This is a genomic window from Marinobacter denitrificans (genome assembly GCF_008795955.1).
Taxonomy (GTDB): domain Bacteria; phylum Pseudomonadota; class Gammaproteobacteria; order Pseudomonadales; family Oleiphilaceae; genus Marinobacter; species Marinobacter denitrificans.
Genome location: NZ_VMHN01000003.1, coordinates 215,641 through 237,760, shown reverse-complemented (window position 1 = coordinate 237,760; position 22,120 = coordinate 215,641). Strand labels below are relative to the sequence as shown.

At 57.6% G+C, this 22,120-nt stretch carries 18 protein-coding genes; 1 reads left to right on the top strand and 17 read right to left on the bottom strand.

The window, feature by feature from the left end; genetic code table 11:
- Positions 1-98: 98 nt before the first annotated feature.
- From mazG to cysM, 4 genes are read right to left on the bottom strand one after another with little or no spacing between them, the layout of a single operon-like run.
- Entirely contained in the window at positions 99-956 is an 858-nt protein-coding gene (gene mazG / locus FO268_RS13215) for a nucleoside triphosphate pyrophosphohydrolase (protein WP_150993743.1), read from the bottom strand.
- Positions 953-3,190, bottom strand: coding sequence for a GTP diphosphokinase (relA, locus tag FO268_RS13210; protein ID WP_150993741.1), 2,238 nt, complete (start codon positions 3,188-3,190; stop codon positions 953-955). The genes mazG and relA overlap by 4 nt, the downstream gene beginning before the upstream one ends.
- A gap of 58 nt (positions 3,191-3,248) precedes the next feature.
- Positions 3,249-4,586: a 23S rRNA (uracil(1939)-C(5))-methyltransferase RlmD gene (gene rlmD / locus FO268_RS13205; protein WP_150993739.1), complete on the bottom strand. Its 1,338-nt coding sequence runs from the start codon at positions 4,584-4,586 to the stop codon at positions 3,249-3,251.
- Positions 4,587-4,621: 35 nt separating this feature from the next.
- Entirely contained in the window at positions 4,622-5,515 is an 894-nt protein-coding gene (gene cysM / locus FO268_RS13200; RefSeq protein WP_150993737.1) for a cysteine synthase CysM, read from the bottom strand.
- A gap of 247 nt (positions 5,516-5,762) precedes the next feature.
- Here cysM and FO268_RS13195 point away from each other — a divergent pair, with 247 nt between their 5' ends.
- Positions 5,763-8,645, top strand: a complete 2,883-nt coding sequence (locus FO268_RS13195; RefSeq protein WP_150993862.1) for an ATP-binding protein — start codon at positions 5,763-5,765, stop codon at positions 8,643-8,645.
- An 18-nt stretch (positions 8,646-8,663) separates the two neighbouring features.
- On the opposite strand, the gene pdxJ is transcribed toward FO268_RS13195, so the two are convergent.
- From pdxJ to rpoE, 13 genes are all read right to left on the bottom strand, one after another.
- Complete coding sequence (gene pdxJ, locus FO268_RS13190) at positions 8,664-9,413, bottom strand: pyridoxine 5'-phosphate synthase (protein ID WP_150993735.1); 750 nt, start codon at positions 9,411-9,413, stop codon at positions 8,664-8,666.
- On the bottom strand, positions 9,403-10,131 hold the full coding sequence (gene recO, locus FO268_RS13185) for a DNA repair protein RecO (protein WP_150993733.1): 729 nt from the start codon (positions 10,129-10,131) through the stop codon (positions 9,403-9,405). The genes pdxJ and recO overlap by 11 nt, the downstream gene beginning before the upstream one ends.
- A gap of 7 nt (positions 10,132-10,138) precedes the next feature.
- Positions 10,139-11,056, bottom strand: a complete 918-nt coding sequence (gene era, locus FO268_RS13180; protein ID WP_150993731.1) for a GTPase Era — start codon at positions 11,054-11,056, stop codon at positions 10,139-10,141.
- Positions 11,056-11,745, bottom strand: coding sequence for a ribonuclease III (rnc, locus tag FO268_RS13175; RefSeq protein WP_150993729.1), 690 nt, complete (start codon positions 11,743-11,745; stop codon positions 11,056-11,058). Before rnc ends, era begins: the two co-directional genes overlap by 1 nt.
- Positions 11,742-12,131, bottom strand: a complete 390-nt coding sequence (locus tag FO268_RS13170; RefSeq protein ID WP_150993727.1) for a DUF4845 domain-containing protein — start codon at positions 12,129-12,131, stop codon at positions 11,742-11,744. The genes rnc and FO268_RS13170 overlap by 4 nt, the downstream gene beginning before the upstream one ends.
- A 29-nt stretch (positions 12,132-12,160) precedes the next feature.
- A complete protein-coding gene (gene lepB / locus FO268_RS13165; RefSeq protein ID WP_150993725.1) occupies positions 12,161-12,946 on the bottom strand; it encodes a signal peptidase I in 786 nt (261 codons plus the stop codon).
- 11 nt (positions 12,947-12,957) lie between these two features.
- Positions 12,958-14,760 carry a translation elongation factor 4 gene (gene lepA / locus FO268_RS13160; RefSeq protein WP_150993724.1) on the bottom strand — a complete coding sequence of 601 codons (1,803 nt, stop codon included), beginning with the start codon at positions 14,758-14,760 and terminating at the stop codon, positions 12,958-12,960.
- A gap of 104 nt (positions 14,761-14,864) precedes the next feature.
- On the bottom strand, positions 14,865-17,591 hold the full coding sequence (locus FO268_RS13155) for a bifunctional diguanylate cyclase/phosphodiesterase (protein WP_150993722.1): 2,727 nt from the start codon (positions 17,589-17,591) through the stop codon (positions 14,865-14,867).
- Between the two features lie 146 nt (positions 17,592-17,737).
- Entirely contained in the window at positions 17,738-19,216 is a 1,479-nt protein-coding gene (locus FO268_RS13150; protein WP_150993720.1) for a DegQ family serine endoprotease, read from the bottom strand.
- 74 nt (positions 19,217-19,290) lie between these two features.
- Entirely contained in the window at positions 19,291-19,737 is a 447-nt protein-coding gene (locus FO268_RS13145) for a SoxR reducing system RseC family protein (protein ID WP_150993718.1), read from the bottom strand.
- Complete coding sequence (locus tag FO268_RS13140) at positions 19,734-20,732, bottom strand: MucB/RseB C-terminal domain-containing protein (protein WP_225316683.1); 999 nt, start codon at positions 20,730-20,732, stop codon at positions 19,734-19,736. The genes FO268_RS13145 and FO268_RS13140 overlap by 4 nt, the downstream gene beginning before the upstream one ends.
- Positions 20,733-20,811: 79 nt before the next feature.
- Positions 20,812-21,390 carry a sigma-E factor negative regulatory protein gene (locus FO268_RS13135; RefSeq protein ID WP_150993714.1) on the bottom strand — a complete coding sequence of 193 codons (579 nt, stop codon included), beginning with the start codon at positions 21,388-21,390 and terminating at the stop codon, positions 20,812-20,814.
- A gap of 14 nt (positions 21,391-21,404) precedes the next feature.
- The gene (rpoE, locus tag FO268_RS13130; RefSeq protein ID WP_404802924.1) at positions 21,405-22,091 is read right to left on the bottom strand and encodes an RNA polymerase sigma factor RpoE; all 687 of its coding nucleotides are present in this window, start codon (positions 22,089-22,091) and stop codon (positions 21,405-21,407) included.
- Positions 22,092-22,120: the final 29 nt, after the last annotated feature.

The window sequence follows — 22,120 nt, the reverse complement described above, 5'->3', positions numbered from 1 at the left end:
CCCATAAGATGCACAAAAGGTGTGCATCAGTAACCGGAAGTGTAGACGAAGCGACCGCGCCGGGGGCGGATTTAATGGTAACGGATTGTACTTATCCGTTACTTTTTCCGCTGTTTTTCCACCCCTTTGACAGCCTGCCAGACCGCATCCAGCGCCTCCAGGGACTCACCGTCCATATCACGGCCTTCGCGTTCCAGGTGTTCCTCGATAGCACGGAATCGCGACTCAAATTTGTGATTGGTGCTATTGAGGGCCTGTTCAGGATTAACCTTCATGAACCGTGCCAGATTGACGCAGACAAACAGCAGGTCCCCCAGTTCATCCTCTACAGCTCCCACCGGGCCGGTGCCGGAGCGCGCGTCATACCAGGCTTCTTTCAGTTCATCGATTTCTTCATGGAGTTTTTCGAAGACCGGTTCGACATCTGGCCAGTCGAAACCGTGAGTGGCGGCCCTGCGCTGAAGTTTTTCAGCACGCACCATTGCGGGGAGTGTGCGGGCGATACCATCCAGCCGTCCTGCAGACTCCGTGCCGGCTGACTTTTCCGGTTTCGCTGCCCGCTCCTCGGCCTTGATACGCTCCCAGTTGGCCTTTATTTCCGCCTCACCGGGGCGATTGTCCGGGTCGATCCGGCTTTCCAGAGTGCCATCCGGAAACACGTGAGGATGGCGCCGGACCAGTTTGCGCACCAGATTGTCCACCACCGAGTCGAAATCAAAATGGCTCTGCTCTTTTCCCATCTGACTGTAGAAAATCACCTGGAACAACAGGTCGCCCAATTCATCTTCCAGGTGCGGGTAATCCTCCCGGTCGATAGCGTCGGCAACTTCGTAGGCCTCCTCAAGGGTGTGAGGGACAATGGTCTTGAAAGTCTGGCGGGTATCCCACGGGCACCCGGTTTCCGGGTCCCGTAGTCTTGCCATCAGGGTTTTCAGGTCGTCAATGGTATAGCTCATGAACGTTTGCGCCTGACGTCGATGATGTTGGGCAGGTTGCGGATCTGTGCCAGTAACCGGGCCAGCTGGTCGAGGCTGGAGATCTCCACCGTCACCGTCATGGTCGCCGTATTCTCATCCTTGTTGGACATGGTATTCAGCGACAGCACATCACTCTTGGACGAGGACAGCACCTGGGTGATATCCCGCAGCAATCCGGAACGATCGTATGCCTCTATTTCCACATCCACCGGATAAACGGCAACGGGCTGTCCGCCCCAGCTTACTTCGATAATCCGGTTGGGCTCGAACTCCTTGAGGCTGAGAAAGGTAATGCAGTCCTGCCGATGAACCGTTACCCCACGGCCAACCGTAATGTAGCCACCGATTGGATCGCCGGGCAGCGGCTTGCAGCATTTTGCGACCTGTGTCTTGAGCTTGCCCACGCCCCGGATCTGGATGTCCGATTCGGTATCGTAGGGTTTGCGCCTCAGTGCGCTGAGCTTCAGATCGAGCTGTTCCGATTTGGGTTCCAGCATCTGCTGGGCAATGTTGGCGACATGGGTGGGGCGAAGGTCACCGGCTCCCACCGCCGCAAACATATCCTCTGCCCCCTGGTAGTTCACTTTTCGCGCCAGATCGTTCAGATCCACCTCATAAAGTGACAGTCGCCTGAATTCATCCTCCAGGATGGCGCGCCCGTCAACGATGTTGCGGTCACGGTCCTGCTGTTTGAACCAGTGGGTCACCTTGGCCCGGGCGCGGGAGGTCTGAATATAGCCCAGGCTGGGGTTCAGCCAGTCCCGGCTCGGTGCCTGGTTATTGGACGTGAGAATGGAAATCTGGTCGCCTGTCTTCAGGGGATAGGTCAGTGGCACAATGCGACTGTTCACCTTCGCGCCCCGGCAGGCGTGACCTATTTCGGTATGCACGCGATAGGCAAAGTCCACGGGTGTGGCGCCCTGGGGCAGGTCGACCACGTGTCCTTCCGGCGTGAACACATACACCCGGTCGGAGGCGACGTCCGATTTCAGGTGATCCGCCAGACCCGACAGATCGCCCAGTTCTTCCTGCCATTCCAGAACCTGGCGCAGCCAGTTGATCTTGGCATCATAACCAACGGAACGGTTGCCCTTGTCCATGCCCTTGTACAGCCAATGCGCACAGACCCCCAGCTCGGCTTCCTCATGCATGGCATGGGTGCGGATCTGGACTTCCATTACCTTGCCTTCCGGCCCAATCACTGCGGTATGAAGGGACTGATAGCCGTTTTCCTTGGGGTTGGCAATGTAGTCGTCAAATTCGTTGGGAATGTGGCGCCAGAGCGTGTGCACAATACCGAGCGCGGCATAGCAGTCACGTACGGCCGGCACCAGTATCCGCACCGCTCGCACATCATAGACCTGGGAAAAATCGATACCCTTGCGCCTCATCTTCCGCCAGATGCTGTAAATATGCTTGGCGCGCCCTGACAGCTCTCCTTCTATACCGGAAGCGCCCAGCTCATTTTTCAGGGCGGTGATCACGCGCTTGATGTAGCTTTCACGGTCCAGCCGCTTTTCGTCCAGCAGTTTGGCAATCTTTTTGTAGGCCGACTCATGCAGATAGCGGAAAGAAAGGTCTTCCAGCTCCCACTTGATATGACCAATACCCAGCCGGTGCGCCAGCGGTGCGTAGATGTCGAAGACTTCGCGGGCAACGCGCATACGTTTTTCTTCGGACGCGTTCTTCACGGCGCGGATGGCGCAGGTTCGCTCAGCAAGCTTGATCAACGCCACCCGGACGTCATCAATCATGGTAACGAGCATCTTGCGAACGTTGTCGAGCTGGCCTTCGGTCTGGCCAAGCACATTGCCCTTGAGAGGGTGGTGAATGGACGATATGGCGGCCATCTGCTGCACGCCGTCAATCAGCCCGGCCACTTCGTCACCGAATTCCTTACGGATTTCCTCGAGGGGAATACGCTCTTCCCGCACGGCCCGGTACAGAATCGCGGCTACCAGGCTGGTCTGGTCGAGGTGCAACTCCACCAGTACCTGGGCCATCTCTATGCCGGTACGGAAGCTGCTGGAGCCGGGGGCCCACACCCGGTCTTCACGCACTGCCTCAAAATCGATGGCTGCCGCCTTTTCACAGGCACGCCGGAACTGTTCGGCGTTTTCCAGATGCGTCTGTGACTCGATCTGGCGAACCCAGCGTTCGATATCTACCTGGCCATCGCCCGTCACTGCGTAATCTTCGCGAACTTTTACCATATCGCTCTTGTTCTTCCTGGTTGTTTACCCGGCCATCCGTGACCGGCACCGAGATTCATCAGTTATCCACGCGCTCGAACATGGCCATGGACTCAACGTGCGTGGTGTGGGGAAACATATCCATGACCCCCGCCCGCACCAGCCGGTAGCCATTGCGCACCATCACGCCTGCATCCCGTGCCAGTGTGGCCGGGTTACAGGAAACGTATACAATCCGCCGGGCCCCGAAGGCCGTCAGGTACTCACACACTTCCTGGGCTCCGGAACGGGGCGGATCGATCAGAATCTTGTCAAACCCTTCAGCCGCCCACGGCTGCGCGGTGAAATCTGCCTGCAAGTCAGCGCCGTGGAATGCGACATTCGATAGCCCGTTGAGTTCCGCGTTCTCCCGGCCCCGAACCACCATGGATTCGTCACCCTCCACACCAACGACCTGTGCGGCACGGCGGGCCAATGGCAGGGTGAAATTCCCCAGCCCGCAGAACAGATCGAGCACCCGCTCCTCTGGCTGGATATCCAGCCATTCCACGGCCCTGTGTACCATGGTGCGATTTATCCCTGCATTGACCTGAGTAAAGTCCATGGGATGAAACTTCATGGTGAGGTCAAACTCTTCCATCTGGTAGGACAGTCGTTCTTCGCCGGCTTCGGGCCATATCCGGTACACCGTATCCGGCCCCTTCGGCTGCAGATAGATATGCAATTCATGGGCCTGACCGAAGCGGATCAGCGTGGCCGTATCTGCCTCGCTCAAAGGGTCCATATTGCGGAATACCATCGCCGCCTCCTGGTCTCCACAGGCGACCTCTACCTGGGGAATGCGACGGTAGGCCTCCAGGCCATGGAGCATTTCCCGCAGCGGCGTAATGCGGTCACCAATACGCGGGTCCAGAACCACACAGCGATCGATATCCGTGAGGAAGCTGTTGCGCTTTTCACGAAACCCCACCAGCACAGACTCCCGTGCCGCCACATATTTCACTCCCAGGCGGGCCTTGCGGCGATAACCGAGTGCGGGTGAGCGCATAGGGGGGACCCATTCCTCTGGCTCAATGCCCCCGAAGTGAGCAAAGTGCTCCCTCAGGGTGTCTTCCTTGAACCGGATCTGGGCATCGCTGTCCATGTGCTGCAGGCTGCAGCCTCCGCACAGATCTGCAAACTCGCATGGCGGTGTGATCCGGGCACCTCCGGCTTCCAGCACCTCCAGGGTCCGCAGTTCGTCAAACTTGCTGCGAGAGCTGATCACTTTTGCCATCACCGTCTCACCGGGCAGCGCTCCGTCAACAAATTGCGCCTTGCCATTATCACGGGCAATGCCGCGGCCATCGTGGCTCAGGGTTTCAATCACACAACGTACCGGCTCGGTAGGCAGGGCCTTCCTGCGTCTTCTGCTCATAGAACATCTCTTGCTGGAATCTGGTCTTGGTAAATTCAGGCGCCGGGAAAAACACCGGTAGACAGGTAACGATCACCCCGGTCACAGATAATGGCCACGATCACTGCGTTTTCAACCTGGGCTGACAGTTTCAATGCAGCGGCAATGGAACCGCCGGAAGAAACCCCACAAAAGATGCCTTCCTCACTGGCCAGTGCGCGCATGGTGTCTTCGGCTTCCTGCTGGCCAATATCCAGCACAGAGTCTACCCGGGAGGCTTCGTAGATTTTTGGCAGGTAGGCTTCCGGCCAGCGGCGAATACCGGGTATGGAAGCGCCTTCTTTTGGCTGCAGGCCCACAATCCGGATGTCGGGGTTGCGCTCCTTCAGGTACCTGGAGACGCCCATTATGGTACCGGTGGTGCCCATGGAACTGACAAAGTGGGTAATCCTGCCGCCGGTCTGCTCCCAGATTTCAGGGCCGGTGGTGCGGTAGTGCGCCAGTGGATTGTCGGGGTTGGCAAACTGGTCCAGCACCTTGCCCTTGCCGTCCGCCTCCATCTGTTGCGCCAGGTCGCGGGCGCTTTCCATGCCCCCTTCTTTACTGACACTGATGATCTCGGCACCGTAAGCCCGCATCGAGGCCCGGCGTTCTTCACTCGCATTCTCGGGCATGATGAGTACCATCCGGTAACCCTTGATCGCCGCCGCCATTGCCAGGGCAATACCGGTATTGCCACTGGTTGCCTCAATGAGCGTATCACCAGGTTCTATCTCATTGCGCCGTTCCGCTTCCTGAATCATGCTGATCGCGGGGCGGTCTTTCACTGAGCCTGCCGGGTTGTTGCCTTCCAGCTTCGCCAGAACCACGTTGCTGGTCTCGCCGGGGAGCCTTTGCAGCCTTACAAGAGGCGTATGCCCTACGTAATCTTCTATGGTCGGGAAATGCATGCTTTTACCTTCCTCAAATCTTCCGCAACCCGCGGCCAGCCATTAACGCCGACTACACAAGCCTGTGGTACACTCCGGATTCGCATGATACGCGGAATATCCGCTGCCTCCCAATACAGCTTCTCGCTATATCCATGACTGCGGGCTATATCCGGGGGTGCCATCACGGCCAGAGTGGATGGAATCATCTATTCTGACAGGGAAGAATGCCGGATATCCGGCCGGTGCAGTCAATCGGGAACATTCTATGCGGCGCTGGGGCATACGCAAAAAAGTACTCGTGGTGACACTCGTCCCCACTCTTCTGACCACCTTGATGCTGGGGCTTTTCTTTACCTACAGCTGGGTCAACAATATTGAAAACCTGCTCAAGGACCGTGGTGAGTCTCTCTCGCGACAGTTGTCGGCCGGGTCTGAGTATGGCCTCTTCACCGCCAATCGAAGCCTGTTGAGCAGCCTTTCCAATGCGCTGCTGGAAGAGCAGGACGTCCGCTCCATTACCTTCTTCGACAGTGAGCATGGCCGGCTGCTTCACACCGGCCCTGGCAGCTCGGATGACATCGGCAAAGGTGCACTGACCGGCGAGGAGGCGAAACAGATCACCAGGCCGGACAGCACGGTGTTCGTCACGCCGGTTTACCTGCAGGATCTGATGATCGAAAGCATGCTGGCCCCGGAGTCCCGTCCCGATGCGGGTAACGGCAACAAGAAGCCGATTGGCTGGGTCACGGTGGAGATGTCCCATATCCGCACCGAGAAGGAAACCTATAAGGCCCTGCTGATTTCGCTGCTGTTGGTGCTGGGAGGGGTTCTCCTCAGCCTGTTGATTGCGCTGCGCTTGAGCCGCGCCTTTACCGACCCGGTTTTCGAACTCAACGAAGCCGTTGCCAGGCTGAAGGAAGGCAAACTGGACACCCGTGTCTACACCGGGGCTGGCCCGGAATTCGAGCAACTGGAGTCGGGCCTGAACGCCATGGCCGGGGAACTGAGCAAAGCCCAGGCCGAGATGCAGCAGAACATTGACCAGGCCACGGAAGATCTGCGCGAGACCCTGGAAACGATCGAGATCCAGAATATTGAACTGGATTTTGCCCGCAAGGAAGCACTGGAAGCCAGCCGTATAAAATCGGAATTCCTGGCCAATATGTCCCACGAGATCCGCACGCCACTGAACGGCATTATCGGCTTCACCGAACTCTTGCTTAAAAGCCCCCTGCCCCGCCAGCAACGGGACCACCTGAGCACCATCCGTAAGTCGTCGGAGATACTGCTGACCATCATCAACGACATCCTCGACTTCTCCAAGATCGAAGCTGGCAAACTGATTCTTGACCGCATTCCGTTCCAGCTCCGCGACATTGTCGAGGAAGTCATGGTCATGCTGGCGCCGGCGGCTCATGGCAAGAACCTTGACCTGGTACCACTGGTTTATAACGACGTTCCCGATAACATCATGGGGGACCCGCTGCGGGTCAAACAGGTGATCACCAATCTGGTCAACAACGCCATCAAGTTCACCCAGACCGGTGAAGTGGTTCTGCGGGCCAGCCTGGAGGAAGAAGACAAGGAAGGTAACCGGATTACCCTTCGACTGAGCATCACCGACTCCGGGGTTGGACTTTCCCGCGCCCAGCAGCAGTCGCTGTTCAATGCCTTCAGCCAGGCCGATGCCTCTACCGCTCGCCAGTATGGTGGCACCGGGCTCGGTCTTGCCATTTCCAAGCGCCTGGTGGAAGAGATGGGCGGCAAGATTGGCCTGGAAAGCGAACTCGGCAAGGGCTCCACCTTCTGGTTTACCCTCACCTCGGAGCTATCGTCCACAGGAGAGGCAATCGCTCCGAAAGACGCCCTGCGCGGTGAACGGCTTATTTACCTGGAACAGCAGAAAACAACCGGCCTCGCAGTAGAGCATATGCTGCGGGAATGGGGCATGACCGTAGACCGGGTCTCCTCACCGGGCGCCATGCAGGAACAGATCGAAGAGGCCCAGAAAGAGCAGGCCGGTTACGCTGTTGCCCTGCTGGGCATCACCCGTCACCTGCTTAACTCCAGTCAGTATTGTTCATTGGTACGAACCCTGGAACTGGAGCGGGACTGCCGCACCCTGCTACTGACTCCGACACTGGAAACCCACGACACACCCTTGTCAGGACTGGCCAGCGGCCACCTCACCAAACCGGTATGTCGCGACGCCCTCTATGATGAGCTATTGCTGCTGGTACACGGTATCAGTAGTGGCCAGCGGCAGCTCCCGATGCCGTCCGAACCCCGGGAGACCGTCGAGCAGACGGGTCGGGTACCGCGTGTGCTGGCCGTGGACGATAACGATGCCAACCTGAAACTGGTGCTGACCCTGTTACATGACTGCCGAATAGAAGCGGAAGGTGCCAGCAGTGGTTTCGAAGCGCTCAGCAAGGCGCGACAGAGCCCATTTGACCTGGTTTTCATGGACCTCCAGATGCCAGGCATGGATGGTGTCGAGACCACGGAAAGGCTACGTAGCCTGGACAATAACAGCCACCGCACCCGCATCATCGCCCTCACCGCCCATGCCCTGGCCGAAGAACAGGACCGGCTGGTGCGGCAGGGCTTTGATGGCTACCTTGCAAAGCCCATCAGTAACAGCCAGCTCATCGACATCATCTACGACTATACCGGCTACAGCTGCGACGCGGGCTCCGGAAACGCCTACCTGCCGGTGCCCGAAGTTCGCGATACCCGCAGGGCCCTCCGTCCGTCGACCCGCAAGAAACAGGCAGATTGCGTCAGCATCGCCGAGAGTATCCAGCTGGCTGCTGGCAAAGCAGATCTTGCGGAAGAGCTGTTCAGTATGCTGGTGGAACAGATCCGCACCGACCTGGACCGCGTGAACAGACTCTGGGATAACGGTGAGCGCGAGGAGTTACTGGAGTGCGTGCACAAACTGCATGGTGCAACCCGGTACTGCGGCGTACCGGAACTGCGAGCCGCCGCCAACCAGTTGGAAACAGCGTTGAAGTGCGCCTCGCCGGATATCGAATACCAGAAAGACCATTTGGTCGTCGCGATGGAACGTCTGCAAACCTGGAGTGAGCAGACCGACTGGCAACAAATGTTCCGCCAGCAGAATCAACAGGCGACGGCAGACTGAGCTGTTAACGGCGCCTGATCATAGCCGGGCGCCTGCGAGGATCGCCTTCATGTCTCTGACAGCCTCTTTCAGGCCAGTGAAGACGGCCCTCGCAATAATGGCATGGCCAATATTGAGTTCGTTGATACCAGAAATGGCTGCCACCCGCTCGGTGTTGTGGTAATGCAGGCCATGGCCCGCGTTCACAATCAGACCCTTCTTCCGGGCATATTCAACAGCCGCTACCAGGCTGTCAAACGCAGCATTTTCAGCGTCTGGTGTAGCGGCTTCGGCGTATTCGCCGGTGTGCAGTTCCACCACTGGCGCACCGCACCTTACAGCGGCATCAATCTGAGCCACGTCAGGATCGATAAACAGGGACACTTCGGCACCGATCCTGGCCAACCGCTCACAAGCCGTGGCGACCCGCGCTTCCTGGCCCTCCACATCAAGCCCACCCTCTGTGGTCAGCTCCTCGCGTTTTTCCGGTACCAGGCATACGCATTCGGGGCGCACCTGTTCAGCGAACGCCAGCATGGCATCTGTAACCGCCATTTCCAGATTCATCTTGGTGGTCAGTATTTCCTTGAGCAGAAGCACATCCCGGTCCTGGATATGGCGGCGATCCTCCCGCGGATGGATCGTAATACCATCGGCTCCGGCCTCTTCCGCAAGGATCGCCGCCTGAACCGGATCGGGATAGCGCGTGCCCCTGGCCTGGCGCAGCGTTGCGACATGGTCGATATTGACGCCCAGCAGTACTCTGGGATTCGTTGGGCTAGGGTTCATTGCGCTCTCCTCGATGATGACTGAACAGGCTTCGGCTGTTGAGGGGCCGGCCCTGCAGAAGGTAGTCCACCAGTACACGGGTCACCCGCTTGGCAATACGTCGGCATTCTGTTGATTCCAGATCTCCGGAAGCGAGCGCCAGCAATGTGGCGCCGGGAAGGTTCTGTAGCCTGACACCAGCCGACGGTGTGGCCATTATTCCCTGCTCAGGATCATAGCAATAATACTCACCAGCCTCGACCGCAAGGCCGGTGTCGGTGGCCAGATCCCAGGCAAAGTCATAGCCCAGCTCTGCGGCAAAGGATTGTTCAAATCGCCGGAGAACCGGCTCCACATCACTGGCTTCCGACAGTTCTGCAAGCACGTCGATATAGGACGCGAAGAGACGGGGATGGGGATCTGACAGGGGTAGCAGGCGTTGCAATAGTTCGTTCACATAGAGCCCGCTGTAAAGCGACAGTGTGCGCCTGAGCAGGGGCCCGCCACGAACCTCAGCCTGGGTCAGCGTCTTCAGCTCACTGCGGCCAGTCCAGTCCAGCAGCAAAGGCTGGAAGGGCTGAAGCTGTGCTTTAAGGGGGCTTTTGGCGCTGTTACCACCACGGGCAATGACCGTAAGCCGGCCGGCGTTGAGAGAGAAGATATCCACCATCAAGCTGGTTTCGCGCCATGGCCTGCGGTGGAGGACGTAAGCGGGCTCCTGTTGTGTTGGCCCTGTCATAAACGCCTCAGAAGTCGTTCATACCAAGACTTTTCAGGGCCCGCTCACTATCGGCCCAGCCGCGCTTGACCTTGACCCAGAGCCGTAGCATAACCTTGCTGTCGAACAGCCGCTCCATGTCTGCCCGGGCTTCCTGGCCAATACGGCGCAGTCGCTCGCCTTTGTCACCGATCATGATTTTCTTCTGGCCTTCGCGCTCCACCAGAATCAACGCGGAAATATGCAGGGTCTTGCCGTCCCGGCGGAATTCCTCGATCTCAACCGCCACCGAATACGGCAGCTCGGCGCCCAGTTGCCGGGTGATTTTCTCCCGTACCATCTCCGAGGCCATAAAACGTTCGCTGCGATCGGTGATCTGGTCATCCGGATAGAAGTGAACGCTTTGGGGCAGGAAACGCCCCACCGCTTCCTCCAGGGGCTCCAGATTCATGCCTTTCAGGGCAGACAGGGGGATCATTTCGGCAAAATCCCGTTTCCGTGACAGCATGTCCAGGTGGGGCAGCAAGGCCTCGCGATTCTCGATCCGGTCCACCTTGTTCACCGCAAGAATCACCGGGCATTTCAGGCTGCTCAGCTTTTCCAGCACCATTTCGTCTGCTGTGGTCCAGGCCATCTGGTCAACCACGAACACGGCCACGTCAACATCCTTCAACGCCGAGGTTGCGGCCTTGTTCATATACCGGTTGATGGCCCGGGGTTCTTCCTCGTGCATACCCGGTGTATCCACGTAGATAGCCTGAACCGGGCCTTCGGTCTTGATACCCAGAACCTGATGGCGCGTGGTCTGGGGTTTGCGGGAGGTAATGCTCAGCTTCTGGCCCAGAATATGGTTCAGCAGCGTTGACTTGCCCACGTTGGGCCGACCAACAATCGCCACAAAACCACAACGGCTGTCCGGATTCTCAGGACGGGTAACATCATTCATCAATCATTCTCCACGCCCAGTTGCTTGAGGGCATTGCGGGCGGCCTGCTGCTCGGCTATTCGGCGGCTGTTGCCGGTACCGGTGGTTTTCCGATCCAGTGATGGCATGGCACAGGAAACATGGAACGTCTGGGCGTGTGCTTCACCATCCACTGAAATGACGTCGTAGCGCGGCAGCGGAAATTGCCGTGACTGCAGATATTCCTGCAGCCGGGTTTTGGGATCTTTCTGGGTATCCTGCAGGTCCAGTTGTTTAAGGCGCTGGTCAAACCAGCGTAGAATCTGCTCCCGACAGGTATGGAAGTCACTGTCCAGGTAGATAGCACCAATAATGGATTCCACACCGTCGGCAAGGATGGACTCGCGGCGAAACCCACCGCTTTTCAACTCACCGGAACCCAGCCTGAGGTATTTCCCCAGTTCAAATTCACGGCCGATTTCTGCCAGCGTAACACCTTTGACCATGCGGGCTCGCAGTCGGCTCAGTTGTCCTTCCCGGGCTTTTTCAAAGTGCAGGTAAAGATGCTCCGCAATGACCATATTGACAATCGAGTCGCCCAGAAACTCCAGGCGCTCATTGTTCTGGTTGCCATAACTGCGATGGGTAAGCGCCAGCAACAGGCGCTCAGGTACCTTGAACTGATAACCGATACGTCGCTGTAGCTGTTCCAGATCCGGTTGCGAACTCACTTGCCCTTCATCTCATACTCGTGTTGGAAGTGGATAACCGTATCCACGTTACGGAAGAGGTTATTGCGGACTTCATAGTCCACGTTGATCACCACAAACTCACCGTTTTTCTCCACGGTTATGTTTTTCGCGTCAAAGCCTCTTACATTGTTAACGCTCAATCGCTTGTTAATCAGGGTTCTTACCTGAGCGGGCCCCATGCTGGAGAGGTCCTCGGTGCCCTCAAGGCTTTCCAGCGCCTCCTGAATAGTGATGTCGTCCAGGTAGGCCGGCCCCAGCTTGATCACCAGAGTGAGCAGGCCACCGAAGAAGAGCACCATGATCATGATCACCAGCGCCGAGGCACCGGACTGCTTTTGCATGGATGAAAGACTGTTTTTCTTCATTATAGAGACACCCCTGAATTACAACCCACTTATTCTATGCCGCCCACACGATCAAAGGATGGCAGACTGGTCAGTGATTGCCAGTGCATCCAGATCGCAAATGCCTTGCCCACAACCATCTCATCAGGAACCGTGCCCCAATAGCGACTGTCATTGCTGTTATCCCGGTTATCACCCATCACGAAGTATTCGCCTTCCGGCACCAGCCACTCACCCTCACCGGAGCGGCCCGTTCGCCCCAGGGTGAGGAACACGTCGTGCTGGGTATCGCCAAGGGTTTCACGTCGCAGCTCTGCCGGTGGCAACCGTGCCACAAAGCGGGAATCGACTTTTTCGCCGTTGATGTATAGCTGCCGGTCCTGGTAACGGATGCGGTCTCCCGGAAGGCCCACTACCCGCTTGATGTAGTTGGTGGTGCCATCGTCGGGATAGCGGAACACGATGACATCCCCGCGTTCGGGGTCATCCACTTCCAGTATCTTGGTACCGGCCACGGGTAGTCTCAGGCCGTAGGCATACTTGTTCACCAGAATGAAGTCCCCCACTTCCAGGGTGGGCAACATGGATCCGGAGGGAATCTGGAAAGGCTCTACCAGGAATGAACGCAAAACCAGAACCACCGCCAGGACCGGAAAAAAGGAACGGCTGAGGTCAACAAGGTAGGGTTCTTTGGGTTCCTGGTCGGCCTCGTACTCCCCTGGCGCCAACCCTGCGGCTGCAAGCCTGCGCTTGCGAAGCAGAAGTCTGTCCAACAGCCAGATCAGCCCGGTTGCAAACGTCAGAACTACCAGAACCAGGGGAAAATCAATATCCATTCAGGTGCCTTTTAGTTATCCACTTTCAATACGGCAAGGAACGCTTCTTGAGGCACCTCAACATTACCCAGCTGCTTCATGCGTTTTTTACCTTCTTTCTGCTTCTGCAGCAGTTTCTTCTTCCGGCTGACGTCGCCACCGTAACACTTGGCCGTTACGTTCTTGCGAAGCGCTTTAACGGTTACCCTGGAGACCACCTGGTTGCCAATCGCGGCCTGGATGGCAATATCAAACATCTGCCGTGGAATCAGCTCTTTCATCTTCTCGACCAGGGCGCGGCCCTTATAGTGGGCCTGGTCCTTATGCACAATCAGCGCCAGAGCGTCCACGCGCTCAGCGTTGATCAGCACGTCCAGCCTCACCAGATTGGCTGTCTGGAAGCGCACAAAATGGTAATCGAGTGACGCAAAACCCCGGCTCGCAGACTTGATACGGTCGAAAAAGTCCAGAACCACTTCCGCCATCGGCAGCTCGTAAGTCACCTGAACCTGCGTTGACATGAAGTGCATGTTTTGCTGGATACCGCGCTTTTCCTCGCACAGCTTGATGACATTCCCCAGGTGTTCCTGAGGCACCAGAATGTTGGCTTCAACGATTGGTTCCCGCATTTCCTCAATGGAACCAATATCCGGCAGGCTGGAGGGATTGTCTACCGACAGGGTCTCACCCTGTTTGGTAACGACTTCATAGATTACTGTCGGCGCGGTGGTAATCAGGTCGATGTCGTATTCACGTTCCAGACGCTCCTGGATAATTTCCATGTGGAGCATGCCCAGGAAGCCACAACGGAAACCGAAGCCGAGTGCATCCGAGCTTTCAGGCTCAAAAAACAGCGAGGCATCATTCAGCGTCAGTTTTTCCAGTGCGTCGCGGAAATCATTGTAGTCGTCGGCACTGACTGGAAACAGCCCGGCATAGACCTGGGGCTTCACTTTCTTGAAACCGGGCAGCATCGGGATATCGTCCGACCCTTTCTGCTGCACTATGGTGTCGCCCACTGGCGCACCATGGATGTCCTTGATGCCGGCAACCACAAAGCCGACGTCCCCGGCTTCAAGAATATCCGTATCTTTGGGCTTGGGGTTGAAAATACCCACCTTGTCCGCGTTCCAGGCCTTGCCGGTGGACTTCAGGACTATCTTGTCACCCTTTTTCAGGGTGCCCTCGGTTACCCGTACCAGAGACACCACTCCCAGGTAATTATCGAACCAGGAGTCAATAATCAGCGCCTGCAACGGTGCACTGCGATCGCCCTTCGGTGGCGGAATCTTGGCAATCAGATCTTCCAGCACATCTTCCACGCCAATACCGCTCTTGGCACTGCAGCGAACCGCTTCGGTGGCGGCAATACCAATGATATCCTCGATTTCCTGGGCGACCCGTTCGGGCTCCGCCTGGGGAAGGTCCATCTTGTTCAGTACCGGCACCACTTCCAGCCCCTGCTCGATAGCGGTATAGCAGTTGGCCACGGACTGGGCCTCGACACCCTGGCCGGCGTCCACCACCAGTAGCGCACCCTCGCAGGCGTATAGCGATCGCGAGACTTCATAGGAGAAATCCACATGACCCGGGGTATCGATGAAATTCAGTTTGTATTCCTGGCCGTCCCGGGCCTTGTAGTTCAGAGTGACGCTCTGGGCCTTGATGGTGATGCCGCGTTCGCGCTCAAGATCCATGGAATCAAGCACCTGCTCGGCCATTTCACGTTCCGTGAGGCCGCCGCAGATCTGGATAAACCGGTCAGCCAGAGTGGATTTACCGTGGTCAATATGGGCGATGATCGAAAAGTTACGGATTCGGCTCAGTTCAGTCACAGACAATGAATACTCATAAAATACGAAGGATTGAGCCCGGAAGGGGCCGTGCCGGAGTCCGGCGACGGCGTGATTTTACCGGTTACCGGCCGCCATTGCCATGATCAGGAAGTCAGTGGCCGCTCATATTGCCGAATCAGGAAACCAATGAGGGCATCCTCATCCAGCGGATAGCTGAACAGGTTGCCCTGGCACTGAGCACAGCCGGCGCTTTTCAGGAAACTCAGCTGCTGCGGCGTTTCCACCCCTTCGGCCACAACGGTGAGGTGTAATTTTCTGGCCAGCGCAATAACCGCCGATGCCACGTCGGTGGCGCTGACGCTGTAGGGAATGTCGCGGATAAACCGGTGGTCGATCTTGATAACATCCAGCGGCAACTGCTGAAGGGCCACCAGCGAGCAGGAACCGGTTCCGAAATCGTCCAGAATCAGGCATACCCCCATATCGTGGAGGGAGACCAACAACTCCCGGAGCATTCGCGGGTCTTCGTTCAGCAGTTCCGCCGGCATTTCCAGTTCCAGCCGCTCCGGTGAGACACCGGTTTCAGTGATCACCTGCCGCATCATGTCCAGGAAGCCGGAATCCGTGAGCTGACGTACCGACAGGTTAACCGCCATTTTCAGTGATTCGAACCCGGCACGCTCAAGCGCCTGCACCTGAATGCAAGCCTGCCGCAGCGCCATCTCACCAAGCCTGACAATCAGCCCGGTTTCTTCTGCCAGGGAGATAAACTGCTGGGCGCTGACCAGCCCCTTCTCCGGGTGATGCCAGCGCAGAAATGCTTCAACTCCGATTACCCGTTCGGTTTCAAGATCAATCTTGGGCTGGTAGTGCAGAACGAAGCGGTCGCCATCCAGGGCCGTCGCCAGCTCCTCCTGTTGCAACAGACGTCGGGCTGCCTTGATATTCATTGCCGGGGTAAAGAACTGATAGGTGTTACGGCCCATCTCCTTGGCCCGATACATGGCCAGGTCCGCATATTTCATCAGCGTGCCCGGGTCCTCACTGTCGTGGGGAATCATGGTGATACCGATACTGACGGTAATGCCCACTTCATGATCGTTCAGGCGAATACGTTGGCAAAGGCGACGAAGAATGGTGTCGGCAACCTTGCCAGCGGCATCGGGGCCGCTGATGCGCGACAACAGCACGACAAATTCGTCACCCCCCAACCTGGCAACCGAATCATCTTCCCTTACGCAGCCGGTAAGCCACTGGGACACCTGCTTGAGCAACTCATCACCAGCGTCATGCCCCAGGGTGTCGTTGATACGTTTGAAGCCATCGAGATCCAGGAACATCAGGGCGGCTGGCTCTTCACTGCGGCGGCTTCGACGCACCACATGACTCAGACGATCCTTGAACAACTGACGGTTTGCCAGCCCCGTCAGGGGATCATAGAACGCCAGCCGGTGGAGCTCCGACTGGGCCGCTTTGAGCTGGGTCAGGTCTCGCAGACTGAGCACCACACCATCAACCCCGGGGACATTGAGCATGGCGGTATAGGTGCCCTCCATGTCTCGCCACTGCCCTTCCGAATCCCGGATGCGGGCACGAACAACTGGCATCTGCTTGCCGGGCGAACTGACCGCCTCCTCAAAACCAGCCGTCAATTGGGGCCGGTCTTCAGCATGCACCAGGGTATCGAGATCCAGGCGATAAACCTCTTCCGGGTCAAAACCAAGAATGTCACGGCTCGAAGGGCTCGCATACCGGGGGTTACCTTTGCGATCCAGAACCAGAGTCACATTGGCAGCGCCTTCGGTAATGGCCCGGTACCGGCCAGCACTGATCTGCGCCATGATCCTGCCGCGAATCATGGTAAGAACGAAGAGGAACATCAGCAGGCTGATGAGAATACCGGAGCCAAGAACTATGGGCGGCCGCGGATCAGAGGCAAGAAAATCAAAAGCTGGCGTGGAACGGGTCTGCAACAGCCAGTCCCGGCCACCATGGCTGATTGTCTGGCTCATCTCAAAGCTGAATTCTTCATCCAGCGAGCCAAGATTGGAGCCGTACATCAGCGAATCCCGGGAGATGTTCCCGGCATCGTATATCTTCACGTCCAGAAACGGAGAAATCAGGCCAACGATACCATCCAGCAAGTGATTCATCCTGAACGCGCTGAAGACATACCCCGCCAGCATAATCTGACGCTCTCCCCGACTCTCGGGCACATCACCCCCCTGGTAGACGGGGTAGTACATCAAAAAGCCAGCCTGGTCTTCAGCCACCTCTTCCTGTACCAATACCACCTTGCCGGTGACCTTGGGTTCGGCGTGGTCTCTGGCACGTACCATGGCACGCCGGTGCACCGGATCGCTGAATGCATCGTACCCCAGTGCCTTGCGGTTCCGCTCGGTGCCGGGTTCCAGATACACCATCGGGTAGTAATCGGGACCAGTACCCAGGGGAGTGACCAGGTAGTTGAGAACCCCGTCCCGCCGGACAGAGGCGATATGATCGGCCATCTGGCGTACACCAATCTTCTTGACATAACCGATGCCCTGAATGCCCGGGTAATAACGGTTGATATCCACATTGTCGACGTATTCCCGCCAGTCCTCCCTGGAAATATCACCGGCTACGGCGAACAGGCCGGCGCTACCAGCCAATACCTGTTCATAGTTCAGCAGACGTTCTTCGATGGCGGTTTTCAGTTGCAGGGACTGGGTTTTGAAACGGGCCTCTGTGCGATCATCAACCAGGCGAATCGACACCTGCCACAACAACACAGTCACGGCCAGGCATCCGGCCAGCAGCAACCACGCTACCCATGAGTATCGCAGCTGAAGCAGTTTCCGGAGAGGAAGGTCCTTTTTGTTCATCATTCGGGCGGGTCCGATCCATGGCAGTTATCTGATTATTTCCGCAACTATAACAAAAGCCCCGCTGGCTGTCGTTTAACCAACAACCAGCAGGGCTTTCAATTCTGTTCCAATTTGTGACCGCAGCCTCAGGGCAGCGGTCAGGGTGATCAGGGCTTCATGACCAGGTAAATCGCACGACCCTGGCGGACAACCCGCACCGATACCGCACTGTCTTTCGGCAAGGATGCCACCGCCTCCCGGAATTCCTCAACCGAGCTGACAGGACGACGGTTGAGCTCGGTAATCACATCCCGGGGCTGGATGCCAGCATTGAGTGCGGGGCCCTGGGCAATGTCGGACACCAACACACCACCGGATATTCCCAACGAGTTCCGGATGTCATCCGGCAAGGGCTCAACCGTCATGCCCAATGGTGAAGAGGACGGACCAGCATTGCCAGAAGCCGGCGCGGACGCACGCTCTTCGCCATCCTCCGGCAGCTTACCGATCTCCACGTCCAGAGTGATCTGCTCGCCTTCCCTCATAACCTCCAGGGACGCGGTTTCGCCAACCGGAGTGCGACCAACCATCGGGGGCAAATCGGAAGACAGGGTTACATCCTCGCCATCATATTCAAGCACGATATCCCCCGCCTTCAATCCGGCCTTTTCGGCCGGTGAGCCTGACATGACCTCCGCAACCAAAGCTCCACGCGGGCGTTTCAGGCCGAAAGATTCCGCCAGATCCCGGTTCACTTCCTGGATAAGAACGCCAAGCCATCCCCGGGACACCGATCCCTCGTCCCTGATCTGCCGGAATACATTCATGGCGTCATCGATGGGGATAGCGAACGACACGCCCATGAAACCGCCGGAACGGGTATAGATCTGTGAGTTGATACCAACAACTTCCCCGTCCAGATTAAACAGCGGCCCGCCGGAATTTCCCGGATTAATGGCAACATCCGTCTGGATAAACGGAACATAATTTTCAGTCGGCAGGGAACGGCCCAGGGCGCTGACGATACCGGCGGTGACCGTATAATCGAAACCGAAAGGCGAGCCGATGGCCAACACCCATTCACCCACTTTAAGGTCTCTGGAACTTCCCACCCGGACGACGGGAAGATCATCTCCGTTCTCGATCTTCAGAACCGCCATATCGGAACGGGGATCTGTGCCCACCAGTTTTGCCGGCAACTCCCGACGGTCATTGAGACGCACAATGATCTCATCCGCTCCTTCAACCACGTGGTTGTTGGTCAAGACGTAACCATCGTTGGAAACAATAAAACCGGACCCCATGGATTGGCGAGGGGCAGATCCGCCCGGCCCGCCGCCAAACGGCGACTGTGGACCGCGGAAGAAGTCCTGAAAGAAATCCGGCAGTTGCTCAAGCTGGCGCTCATCAAACGGAAGACCATGGGGGCGATTGCGCCCGGCCTTCGGCTCGGTGGTGGTGCTGATGTTTACCACGGCTGAGGAATTGTTCTCAACCAGCTCGGTAAAGTCAGGCAAGCTGCGGGCCGACACCGTCTGAGCCAGTAACAAAGGCACCAGCAGGCAAAGCAGATACACTCCGACCGTTGCCACATTCCGGCCCCCGCGCCCGGACGACAGTTCACGGTCATTCCTTACTTTGAGCATTCAGAACCCCCTGATAGGCTATTGTTTGGAGAATATTGTGTGGTCAAAACCGGCGTTTTCAACTCGCCAGCGATTCACGTCCAGGGACCAGCTAACGGCCTGACGTTCACCAGCCGTGGCTCATAGTTCCGCCCCGGGTTCGAGCCGACCCGCCTGGCCACGACAAAACCGGCGGCCATTGCCGCTACGGCACCAATCATGGCTGCGATATCCTGCCCCCCTGACAGCTGATGACCGACTACGGCTCCAAGCACCATCAGTACCAGCGGCAATGCGTACACCAGCAGCGAAGCACCAAGCAGTGCCGACTCATCAATCGCCACTGTCACTTCATCGCCGACACTTGCATTCAGACTGTTGGCGACCAACACCTGGTTAGCTCGCCCGCCGGAAACGCCCGCCAGCGCCCGCTGACCACAGCCATTGCGTGCAGAACAACTCTCGCAGGCACTGGTGCGGATGGTCTGCACCCAGACCCTGTCGCCATTGACTGCCACCACTTTGCCTGTTTCCGTAATCATTTTCCGAGAGCTCCGAACGCCAGCGCATCGTCCACTTTAACGGACTCCGCGACCTTGCGGGCAGTCCGGGGAGGAATTTCGCCAACCACTGTCACAAAAAAGTCTACATCACCGGCTTCAAGCTGTTTCATGTATACGGTAGTCGCGCCAATCCGTGACGCCCCGGTGGGCATCATTATTTTGCGTGATGGCTCCACAAAGACCGAGAACGCTGCCAGACCGTCTGAAAAAGCCACAGCCTGGCCTTTGCCAGAGCGGGGCGCCGCCGCAGGGATAAAACCATCCGGCTGCCACCCTAGCGTCCACCCTTCCATTCGTGGCGCCGGGGAAGACGTTGTTTTGGGCGCCAGCTCCCGGGCGATTTCCTCTCCCTCAGTGCGGATCACAAACTCGCTGTCTGACAGACTGTCGGTAATCTCCAGGCTGGTGAACTGGAAGTGTTCAAGAACTGTGCCGCCTGATGAACGCACATGGCTCTTTACCAGCAGGCCGGTAGACTTTTCCAGCCACAGGTGATGACTGTAACGCAGCTCGTCTTTCGCCTTCAGCGCAAGCCTGACCACATCATAGCCAGCAATGCGGTCGTCACCCACCAGTGCAGGCTGATACCAGCGGCTAACCGGCATAAGCTGACTTGAAAACGCTTCCGCAAAAGGACCCGAAGGAATCACCTGATCCAGTTGGATGCGCCCATGATCCGGAAGCACACAAACCACACGCATGCCCTTGCGGACAATTTCACCATTGGCACCGTCCTGGGGGACAAGGCGCTCTTCAACAACCCCGTCCTGGTAACGATGGGCAATCTGCATGGAGCTGACCTGATCGCCCCGTGCGTAGACGAAGACCCCACGATACGAGGTCATGTTCAGCGCAGGGCCAAGCCGGTCAAGCCAGTATTCGGCGTCCCTGGCAACCGTTTCAGCACGTGTCTGCCCGGCGACAAAAACAGCCAGAACCATGACGATCGCCAACAGCGAGTTGCCAGGGTTCACACACCGAGTCCGGATTCCGGTTACCGTTTTGCGCATCAATCATTCAACTCCGAGCAGTATTCAGGGTGAAATCGTGGGCCTAGTAACCAGCCCCGGATGCACTTACCAGCCGGGCATAGCCAACCGAGCCACGACCTGCCCCGACGCTGTTATGCTGGGCATGCTCCAGAAGGTAACGACTGACCTGCTCCCACTGTTCTTCATCCAGCCCCTGCAGGGCGACTTCCTGTACCGGCTCGCCCACGGCCTCCGAGGTGATGCCTTCGGCCTTCTCGGAAGGGAGCCCGGCGTTAGCCACCGAGGCAGACGTGTCCGCCGATTCCCATCCGGCTCCAGCACCAAAACCAACCACCAGCGCAAGGGTCACCATGGCCACGGCGGGCCAGTGCCAATTCCTCTCCCTGCCCCGGCGAGTCGATGCTACCGGACCGGGAGCCTTGTGAAAGCCGCCGTCCAGGGCCTCCCTGACCCCGGCACTGACGTCCACCCGGTCATCGGCCAGGTTGCCCTGGTGCATCAGATCGCGGACCTGCTGCCAACGCTGCCACTGGGAACGAACTTCATCCTGTCGGGCGTGGGACAACAGTCGGCGGACAGACAGCTCATCCGCCTCGTCATCCATCATTGCCGACAGGGTTTCTTTGAGACGATCATCCATAGGACGCAACCTCATTATGTCCGGGAATCATTCAATAAAGGGCCGAGGTGTCGATCTACCGCATCCCTCGCCCTGAAAATCCGTGACCTGACTGTACCTATCGGGCATTCGAGAATGCCGGCGATATCTTCGTAACTCAGCCCGTCATACTCCCTGAGCAGAAAGGCTGACCTGAGTTCCTCCGGCAGATTACCGATGGCCTCTCTGAGCGCTTCCTGTAACTGGTCCCGCTGCAGCAGCTTCTCCGGGGAAGCGTTGTCCCTCAGTTTCGAGCCATCGTCATAGTTCTCAGCGTCAACGGCGTCAGCACTCCCTTGCGGACGACGGCCACGGGACTCAAGGAAGTTTTTCGCTGTGTTCACCGCAATCCGGTACAGCCACGTATAAAATGCACTATCACCCCGAAACCGGTCTATCGCACGATAGGCCTTGACGAAGGCTTCCTGGGTCAGATCCATCACTTCCTGGCTATCGTACACGTACCGACTGATGATCGACGCCACCCGTGACTGGTACTTGACCACCAGAAGGTCAAAAGCAGGCCGGTCACCATGACGGACCTTCTTCACCAACTGAAGGTCTGTCTGGCTTTCACTGTTTTCTTCCTTGTGTCGTTCTGTATCCGCAGTCATGGACGGAGCGCCGGGGTTTCCAAAGTGAGCGACCATCTGGTCGGCTTGCCTGTATTTCGGTGGATTCATGCTACTGCCCGATGTCCGATTAGGCTATG

Excerpts from the sequence above, each read along its gene's own strand:
- cysM (WP_150993737.1), bottom strand. The coding sequence starts at position 5,515 with ATGCATTTCCCGACCATAGAAGATTACGTAGGGCATACGCCTCTTGTA.
- recO (WP_150993733.1), bottom strand. The coding sequence starts at position 10,131 with ATGACAGGGCCAACACAACAGGAGCCCGCTTACGTCCTCCACCGCAGG.
- lepB (WP_150993725.1), bottom strand. The coding sequence starts at position 12,946 with ATGGATATTGATTTTCCCCTGGTTCTGGTAGTTCTGACGTTTGCAACC.
- relA (WP_150993741.1), bottom strand. The coding sequence starts at position 3,190 with ATGGTAAAAGTTCGCGAAGATTACGCAGTGACGGGCGATGGCCAGGTA.
- pdxJ (WP_150993735.1), bottom strand. The coding sequence starts at position 9,413 with ATGAACCCTAGCCCAACGAATCCCAGAGTACTGCTGGGCGTCAATATC.
- FO268_RS13135 (WP_150993714.1), bottom strand. The coding sequence starts at position 21,390 with ATGGATGATCGTCTCAAAGAAACCCTGTCGGCAATGATGGATGACGAG.
- FO268_RS13150 (WP_150993720.1), bottom strand. The coding sequence starts at position 19,216 with ATGCTCAAAGTAAGGAATGACCGTGAACTGTCGTCCGGGCGCGGGGGC.
- FO268_RS13170 (WP_150993727.1), bottom strand. The coding sequence starts at position 12,131 with ATGAAGAAAAACAGTCTTTCATCCATGCAAAAGCAGTCCGGTGCCTCG.
- rpoE (WP_404802924.1), bottom strand. The coding sequence starts at position 22,091 with ATGAATCCACCGAAATACAGGCAAGCCGACCAGATGGTCGCTCACTTT.
- mazG (WP_150993743.1), bottom strand. The coding sequence starts at position 956 with ATGAGCTATACCATTGACGACCTGAAAACCCTGATGGCAAGACTACGG.
- FO268_RS13145 (WP_150993718.1), bottom strand. The coding sequence starts at position 19,737 with ATGATTACGGAAACAGGCAAAGTGGTGGCAGTCAATGGCGACAGGGTC.
- era (WP_150993731.1), bottom strand. The coding sequence starts at position 11,056 with ATGAATGATGTTACCCGTCCTGAGAATCCGGACAGCCGTTGTGGTTTT.
- rlmD (WP_150993739.1), bottom strand. The coding sequence starts at position 4,586 with ATGAGCAGAAGACGCAGGAAGGCCCTGCCTACCGAGCCGGTACGTTGT.
- FO268_RS13195 (WP_150993862.1), top strand. The coding sequence starts at position 5,763 with ATGCGGCGCTGGGGCATACGCAAAAAAGTACTCGTGGTGACACTCGTC.
- FO268_RS13155 (WP_150993722.1), bottom strand. The coding sequence starts at position 17,591 with ATGATGAACAAAAAGGACCTTCCTCTCCGGAAACTGCTTCAGCTGCGA.